Here is a 6541-nt window from a genome sequence, read left to right as displayed (position 1 = left end):
CATCACCCCGGCAGGAGGCCCGCGCCGATGACCGTCTCCTCGCCCACCAGCCCTCCGCGCGAGTGCCGCGCGATCCGAACCCTGTCTCTGCCGGGCCTGATACGCCTGGTCACCGAGATCGACGACAACGGCCCCATCAGCCGCCACCGCGGCAGCCTGCAGGGCGCCCTCGGCGACCTCCCCCTCGGACAACTGCGCCACGCCATCGACACCGCACGCGACCTCGGCGTCATCCACGCCCGCGGCCACGCCTCGGCCCGCTACCAGCTCACCGCGAGCGGCCAGGACCTTGCCGAGCTGTACGACACCGCCGCACGCTGGGCCCGCAGCCGCCAACTCCCCAGCCCGAGAAGCGACTTCGTCGCACGCGTCCAGTACGCCCTCCAGACCCAGGACGGCGACTGGGAACACTCCGGCACAGCGACCGAACCGTCACCTGCGCGCGCGGCGCTCTCCGAGTGGCTCAGGGCGCACCCGCGCGTCCTGCACCAGAACGTTGCCCGCTCCTCCCACGCGGCGCAGGAAGAGGGGCGCGCTGCGTGAGATCCCGTGTCGGACCGCGGCATGCCCGCCGGCCAGTCCCCACGCTGCTGCGCGGCATCTACCTGCCACGCAGCACGGACGCCGCAGCGTCCGCCATGGCCACCTACGGCATCCCGCTGCTGGTGCTGGCCACCACCGACTCCGCCGCCCTGACCGGCCTTGCGGTCGCGTTGGAATGGGTGCCGCGACTGGGCGCGTTCGCCTTCGCCGGGGCGCTGGTCGACCGCCACGGCACCACCGCCGTGCTCCGCCTTGCCTCCGCGGGCCGGGCCCTGGTCGTCCTGGCCGCCGCGTTCATCTTGCCGACGCAGGCAGCGGGATACGGCACGACGGTCACCGTCATGCTGCTTGCCGCGTCCACCGGGATCCTCACTGAATGCTCCTACCTCGCGGCCGAGACCGCGGGCGGGATCGTCGGCCGCGAGGCCGGTGAGCGCGCCCACCGCGTTCAATCCGTGCTGCTCGGCATCGACCAGATCGCCACCCTGGGCGGCCCCGCGCTCGCCGGGCTGCTCCTGCAGCGGGCCGCCGCCGCCGGAATGCTGATCGTGATCGCCGCCTTCTCGCTGCTCACCAGCCTCCTGGCCCCGCGCCAGCGCCACCAGAGCAAGCCCTCCGTGCCGCAGCCAGCCCTTACGGGGCTGCACACCGGCTGGTCGACCCTCCGCGAGCTACCGGCTCTCGGCTGGCTGGTGGCCGGACTGACCATCTCCAACCTGACCGTCGGTCTGCTGCAGGCCGCCACCCCGGTGATCGTCGTCAAGCAGCTCGGACACTCCCCGGCCGACGTCGGCCTCATCTGGTCGGCAGCCGCCGTCGCCTCTCTCCTCGCGGTCGCCCTGTGCCGCCGGGCGATCGACCGCGTCGGCCTGTGGCCCATCGGCGCCCTGTCCGCCACGATCGTCGCCTCAGCGTGCCTGGCCGTCTCCTTCACCGACACCTACGGCACCTACCTCGCCCTGATCGCCGTCCTCATGGCCGGCGAGGGCGGCCTGGCCGTCGTGCTGCGCACCCTGCGCTCCCGTCTCATCCCCGCCCCGGTGTTCGGCGCCACCCTGTCGCTGACCATCCTGCTGCTCCTGCTGCCCTTCCCCCTCGCCGGTGTCCTCGTCGCCGCCGTGCCGCCCGCCCAGCTCGGCCACGTGATCACCCTGTGCGCCGCACTGCAGGCCCTGGGCCTCTTCGCCGCCTTCGCCCGACTGCGCACCGCTCCCGCCTTGCGCACCTCTTTCGCCTGACCTCCCGGAACACCCCACGGAGACCGCCGCCACGCCCACATCCCGCATCCCTGCCGGCCGCTACGCCCTGCCGGTAGCCCGACCGTCGTTTCGAGCGGGCTCGCGTCCGACCTTGACCGACCGCTTTCTGGCCTTCGACGCCGAGCACCCCTACGTCTACCGCGCGCTGGAGCGTTTGACGGCCGACCGGCTCGCCGCCGGGGCCACCAGGGTCGGGCTGAAGGCGTTGTTCGAGGACCTGCGCTGGCAGCTGCCGGCGGGCGTGCGCGGACTGAACAACTCCTTCGCCTCCCTGTACGCCCGCAGGTTGATCGAGGACCACCCCCAGTGGGCGTCCGCCTTCGAGCTACGCCGCCGCCGCACACCCTGATTCAGATGCCCTGCCTCAACTCTCCCTTCCCCCAAACCGTTTGGAGCCTTGATGTCCTCTCGCCCTGTCGTCCTGGTCGTGGCCGCAGCCGATTTGGAGGCCCAGGCGTATCGCGGCACCTGCCTTCAGAACGTCGCCGCCCACTACGACGTCGTCCTGATCTCCGGCGCCGCGCCGACCTGGGAGAAGGAGTTCCTCCTTGACCACGAGGTCGCCGACCCCGCCGATCAGGCGGCGCTGACCGCGGCCGGGCGCGCGCTCGCCGAGCGGCATGAGCTGGCCGGCGTGATGACGTGGACCGAGTGGTACCTCGTCCCCGTCGCCCGCCTGGCCCGCCGACTCGGCCTGCCCACCACTCCTCCGGAGGCTCTCCAGGGCTGCCGCAACAAGCACATCAGCCGCGGCCTGTTCGCCCGCCACGGGGTGCCCTCCGCCGCCTCCGTCAGCGTGCGCAGCGAGCCCGAGGGGCACGCTGCCGCCCGGCGTATCGGCTTCCCCGTCGTCCTCAAACCCGCCGCGCACGCCGCGAGTATGGGTGTCATCCGCGTCGACACCGCCGACCAGTTGCCCGTGGCGTACGCCTTCGCCGCCAAGACCGCCGACCATGGCGTGGAAAGCACCCAGGTCCTGGTCGAGGAATACCTCGACGGCCCGGAAGTGAGCGTCGAGTGCGTCACCCACCAGGGGCAGACCACCGTCGTCGCCGTCACCCGCAAGACCGTCGGCATGCCGCCCTACTTCGAAGAGTTGGCGCACGCGGTCGACGCGAACGACCCGCTTCTCGCCACCGTTGCCCCGGCCGCCGTCGCGGCCATCGACGCCCTAGGAGTCACCGACGGCGTCAGCCACATCGAGATCCGCGTGGTCGACGGACGCCCCCGCCTCATCGAGGTCAATGCCCGGATCGCCGGCGACATGATCAGCCATCTCGTCCACCTGGCCACCGGCGTCGACCTCGCCCGCGTGGCCGCCGACATTGCCTGCGGACGTACCCCCGACCTGACGCCCACCCGCCGGCAGGCCGCGGCGATCCGCTTCATCTACCCCGCCTACTCCGGCACCCTCACCGCCCGCCGGGTTACGAAACCCACCGGGGGAGTGGAACGCGTGCGCTTCCAGCGGCAGGCCGGTGACCCGCTCGTGCTGCCCCAGGACGGCGGCCACCTGTTCACCGCCCGCATCGGCTACCTGATCACCACCGGGCCGACCGCCACCGTCGTCCGGGCCCGCGCCCAGGAGGCGTACCGCAACCTCGACATCCAGGTGGATCCGGTCGCGCAGGAGGCCCCGGCCACGCGGGAGAACGACGCGTGAACCAGGCCGCGGCGCCCGAACTGGCGCGCAGCCGCCGCCTGCTGACCGGGTACTTCGCCAGCCTGGGTGTGGTGACGGCCGTCTGGGGTGCACGCATGCCCGCCGTCCAGCACGCCGCCGAGGTGAGCACCGCCGGGCTCGCCCTGGTCCTGTTGGCTGCCGCCGTCGGCATGGTCGCCGGACTGAAGACGGGTGGACGCCTCGCCCATCCGTCCCGTCTGCCCGCCCTGCTGACCGGCGGGGCGATCAGTCTTGCCGCCTGCCTCGCCGTCCTCGGGGCCTGCCGCAGCCTGGGGAACCTGCTGGTGGCGGCGTTCGTGTTCGGCGCCGCGCACGGTGTTCTCGACGTCGCCGCCAATGCCGCCGCGGTCAGCTGCCAAGACGCCTTCGGACGTCCGGTCATGGCCGGGCTGCACGCGAGTTACAGTGTGGGATCTCATTTCCCGTGTCGGAATCTCACGGTCGATGTCGGATCGATGCCGGATGCGACACCGGCCGTGAGACCGCCCAGGTCAGAGGTCCGACGGCCCGAGCCGCCTTGCGCGGACGGTCAAGCAGACGACACCGGCGTGAGACTCCAGCGTCCGACACGTCGTGAGACAGCGGACGAAGTCGCAGGCCATGAGGTCGACATCCGACACGGGCGGCGAGAACCTACATACAGCTGTAGGGTCTCTTCCCTCGTGTCGGAATCTCGCGGGCAATGTCGGATACGACATCGCCGTGAGACTGGCTGGGCAGCAGGTTTTATCCCGGAACCCTGAGCAGCAGCACGGCCCGGTTAGAGCTCTGAGGCAGCTTGCCGGTGCGAGAGGGTGATTCGACGTCGTATCGGGTCGATTTCCAGGATCCTGACCGGTAGGGCGTCACCCACCTGGAGGCTGTCTGAGTAGCCGTCGGCCAGTTCGGAGTTGTGCACCAGCCCTTCGAGTCCGTTCTCCACTTCTTCAATGCGTACGAAGGCGCCGAGGGGTACAAGTTTGGTGACTCGGCCGACGATCGTCTGGCCGATCTGCCCGGTCAGTAGCGGCATCGGATCATCGTGCAGGGCCTTCAGGGACAGTGATACGCGTTCACGGATGAGGTCGACGTCGAGAATTTCGGCAGTGATCTCCTGACCGACGGAGACGACGTCGGCGGGGTGGTCGACAGGTCGCCATGACAGCTCGGGGATATTGATCATCGCTTTGACGCCGCCGATGTCCACGAAGGTGACGCCGAAGTCGGCGATGTGGGTCACCGTGCCAGTGACGATGTCCCCTTGGTGGAGAGCCTTGAGGGAGGACCAGTTCAGGTCGCTCGGCGTCGGCTCGGTCCGCCAGCGGGCCCGTACCACTCCGTCGTTGTCAGGCATGACAGCGGTGAACAGCGGCGTACGTTCATCGGCGTACACGGACAGGAGTGCCGCAGCATCGGCAGCGGATATTCGGGCGGCCAGTTTCGGGAACTCGTCCTCGTCGACGACGGCGCTGTCGATCCGGCCGTCCTTCTCCTGCCAGACGCCTTCGACGAGCCCCTCGGCGGGAAGTGAGCCGAGGACGACGTCGATGTCGGAGGACAGGGCCGGCCACACCGCCAGCCGGGCACGCGGAGCGAGCCTGGCGCGAACCGTGTCGACGGTGTCGCGGTCGAGGCGGTGCCAGCGTGAGGGGCCTTCGACGTAGGTCTCTTCCAGAAGTCCGGCGCGGCCGACGGTGACGGCCCAGCGCAGGCTGGCCCAGAAATCGTCGTCGCCGGGTCGCTGAACGTTGTCGTCGACCACCACGTCGTACGGAGAGGCTTCCAGGCGTTCCGGGAACAGCCCCAGCCCGCGCGCTCGGGCCAGCGCCTCCTCGCAGGGCCGACTACTGCCGATGTAGAGGTACTGGTCCCATCCCACGTGGACCGCGAAATTGTCCTCTGCCTCCAGCCGGCACCAGGCGCCGGTGCCGCGCAGCATGACCCGCACCAGCTCCAGCCCGATATCGAGCGACACCTCCGCCCCGTCGTGGAAGTCGGACGGACCGACCGGGAAGAGTCCGTCCAACCCGAAGCCGTCCACCGGCGGCTCAACGCCGAGGTGCGCGAACGACGGAACCTGCGGTTCACGTACGGAAAGGTGACCGATGCCGGTGTCCCCGGCGAAGGCGGCGACCGCCTGAAGATAGGCAGCCTCAATCTCCCCGTGATCGCTGACGGCGTCCTCGGTGCCGGTGTAGTGCCCGTGTTCGTCACGGTCGGCGGGGTCGTACTTGGTGACGCGGTAGACATAGGGGAGCTGCACGTCTCCATCTTCCAGCACAGCCCCGACACCGCCCTGAGGAAATGACATAGGAGTTGAGACGAAGGTGTCGGGACTCGCTCTGAGACGAGTCCGGAACCTGCTGGTCAGGGCGACGCACTATGACACGAGATGCGAGAACCCACAACAGCCTCGGCGCCCTCATCGGCGCCGCGCTCGCCGCGGCCACCGCCCACACCTCACACACCGTCCTGTTCGCCGCCGTCGGGGCCGGCGCCGCTGCGGCGGGAGGTGCAACGACCCGGCTCACCCACACTCTCGCCAGCCCCGAACTGAAGCCCGTACACAACCGCGTGGCACCGGTCTCGGACCGGCGCGCGGGTCTGTCGCGGCCCCGGTTGTGGCTGCTGGGCGCGCTCGCGGCGGCCACCCTGCTTGGCGAAGGAGCCGCGGCTGACTGGGCCTCCGTCCACCTGCACGACCTCGGCGCGACCGCCGCGACCAGCGCCGCGGCGTACGCCGCCTACAGCGCCGCCATGGCCACAGGTCGCCTCGCCGGAGACCGGCTCACCGCCCGCTTCGGCACTCCCACCGTCGTGCGTACCGGCGCCGCCCTGGCCGCGCTCGGCCTCTCCACCGGCCTGGCCGGCTCCACCATCACCTTCGCCCTGTGCGGCTGGACGGCCTTCGGATTGGGCCTGTCCGTCACCATCCCCAGCCTGATCACCGCCGCCGGCGCCAGCGGCCCGCGCGCAGTCGCCACCGTCGCGGTCATCGGATGCATCGGCCTGCTCGCCGGGCCCGCCCTCATCGGCGCCCTCGCCACCCTCACCACTCTCCCGTACGCGCTGCTGC

At 70.6% G+C, this 6541-nt stretch carries 5 protein-coding genes and 2 pseudogenes; 6 read left to right on the top strand and 1 reads right to left on the bottom strand.

Annotated features, from left to right (window positions below):
* From AC31A1_RS43975 to AC31A1_RS43955, 5 genes and pseudogenes are all read left to right on the top strand, one after another.
* A partial coding sequence (locus AC31A1_RS43975) for a hypothetical protein (RefSeq protein WP_489658686.1) occupies positions 1 to 543 on the top strand: 543 nt, incomplete at its 5' end.
* Positions 540 to 1781 carry an MFS transporter gene (locus AC31A1_RS43970; RefSeq protein ID WP_489658685.1) on the top strand — a complete coding sequence of 414 codons (1242 nt, stop codon included), beginning with the start codon at positions 540 to 542 and terminating at the stop codon, positions 1779 to 1781. The genes AC31A1_RS43975 and AC31A1_RS43970, both read left to right, overlap by 4 nt.
* 67 nt (positions 1782 to 1848) lie before the next feature.
* On the top strand, positions 1849 to 2151 hold the full coding sequence (locus tag AC31A1_RS43965) for a hypothetical protein (RefSeq protein ID WP_052067184.1): 303 nt from the start codon (positions 1849 to 1851) through the stop codon (positions 2149 to 2151).
* A 51-nt stretch (positions 2152 to 2202) separates the two neighbouring features.
* Positions 2203 to 3465, top strand: coding sequence for an ATP-grasp domain-containing protein (locus tag AC31A1_RS43960; protein ID WP_489658684.1), 1263 nt, complete (start codon positions 2203 to 2205; stop codon positions 3463 to 3465).
* Positions 3462 to 3902 (top strand): annotated as a pseudogene (locus AC31A1_RS43955) (MFS transporter); the annotation flags it as partial. The gene AC31A1_RS43960 and the pseudogene AC31A1_RS43955, both read left to right, overlap by 4 nt.
* A gap of 344 nt (positions 3903 to 4246) precedes the next feature.
* On the opposite strand, the gene AC31A1_RS43950 reads toward AC31A1_RS43955, so the two are convergent.
* Complete coding sequence (locus tag AC31A1_RS43950; protein ID WP_489658683.1) at positions 4247 to 5728, bottom strand: S1 RNA-binding domain-containing protein; 1482 nt, start codon at positions 5726 to 5728, stop codon at positions 4247 to 4249.
* Between the two features lie 350 nt (positions 5729 to 6078).
* On the opposite strand from AC31A1_RS43950, the pseudogene AC31A1_RS43945 reads away from it, so the two are divergent.
* A pseudogene (locus tag AC31A1_RS43945) lies at positions 6079 to 6541 on the top strand (MFS transporter); the annotation flags it as partial.

This window comes from Streptomyces sp. P5F9, from assembly GCF_057961495.1.
This window is presented reverse-complemented; position numbering and strand designations above follow the sequence as displayed.

Excerpts from the sequence above, each read along its gene's own strand:
- AC31A1_RS43960 (WP_489658684.1), top strand. The coding sequence starts at position 2,203 with ATGTCCTCTCGCCCTGTCGTCCTGGTCGTGGCCGCAGCCGATTTGGAG.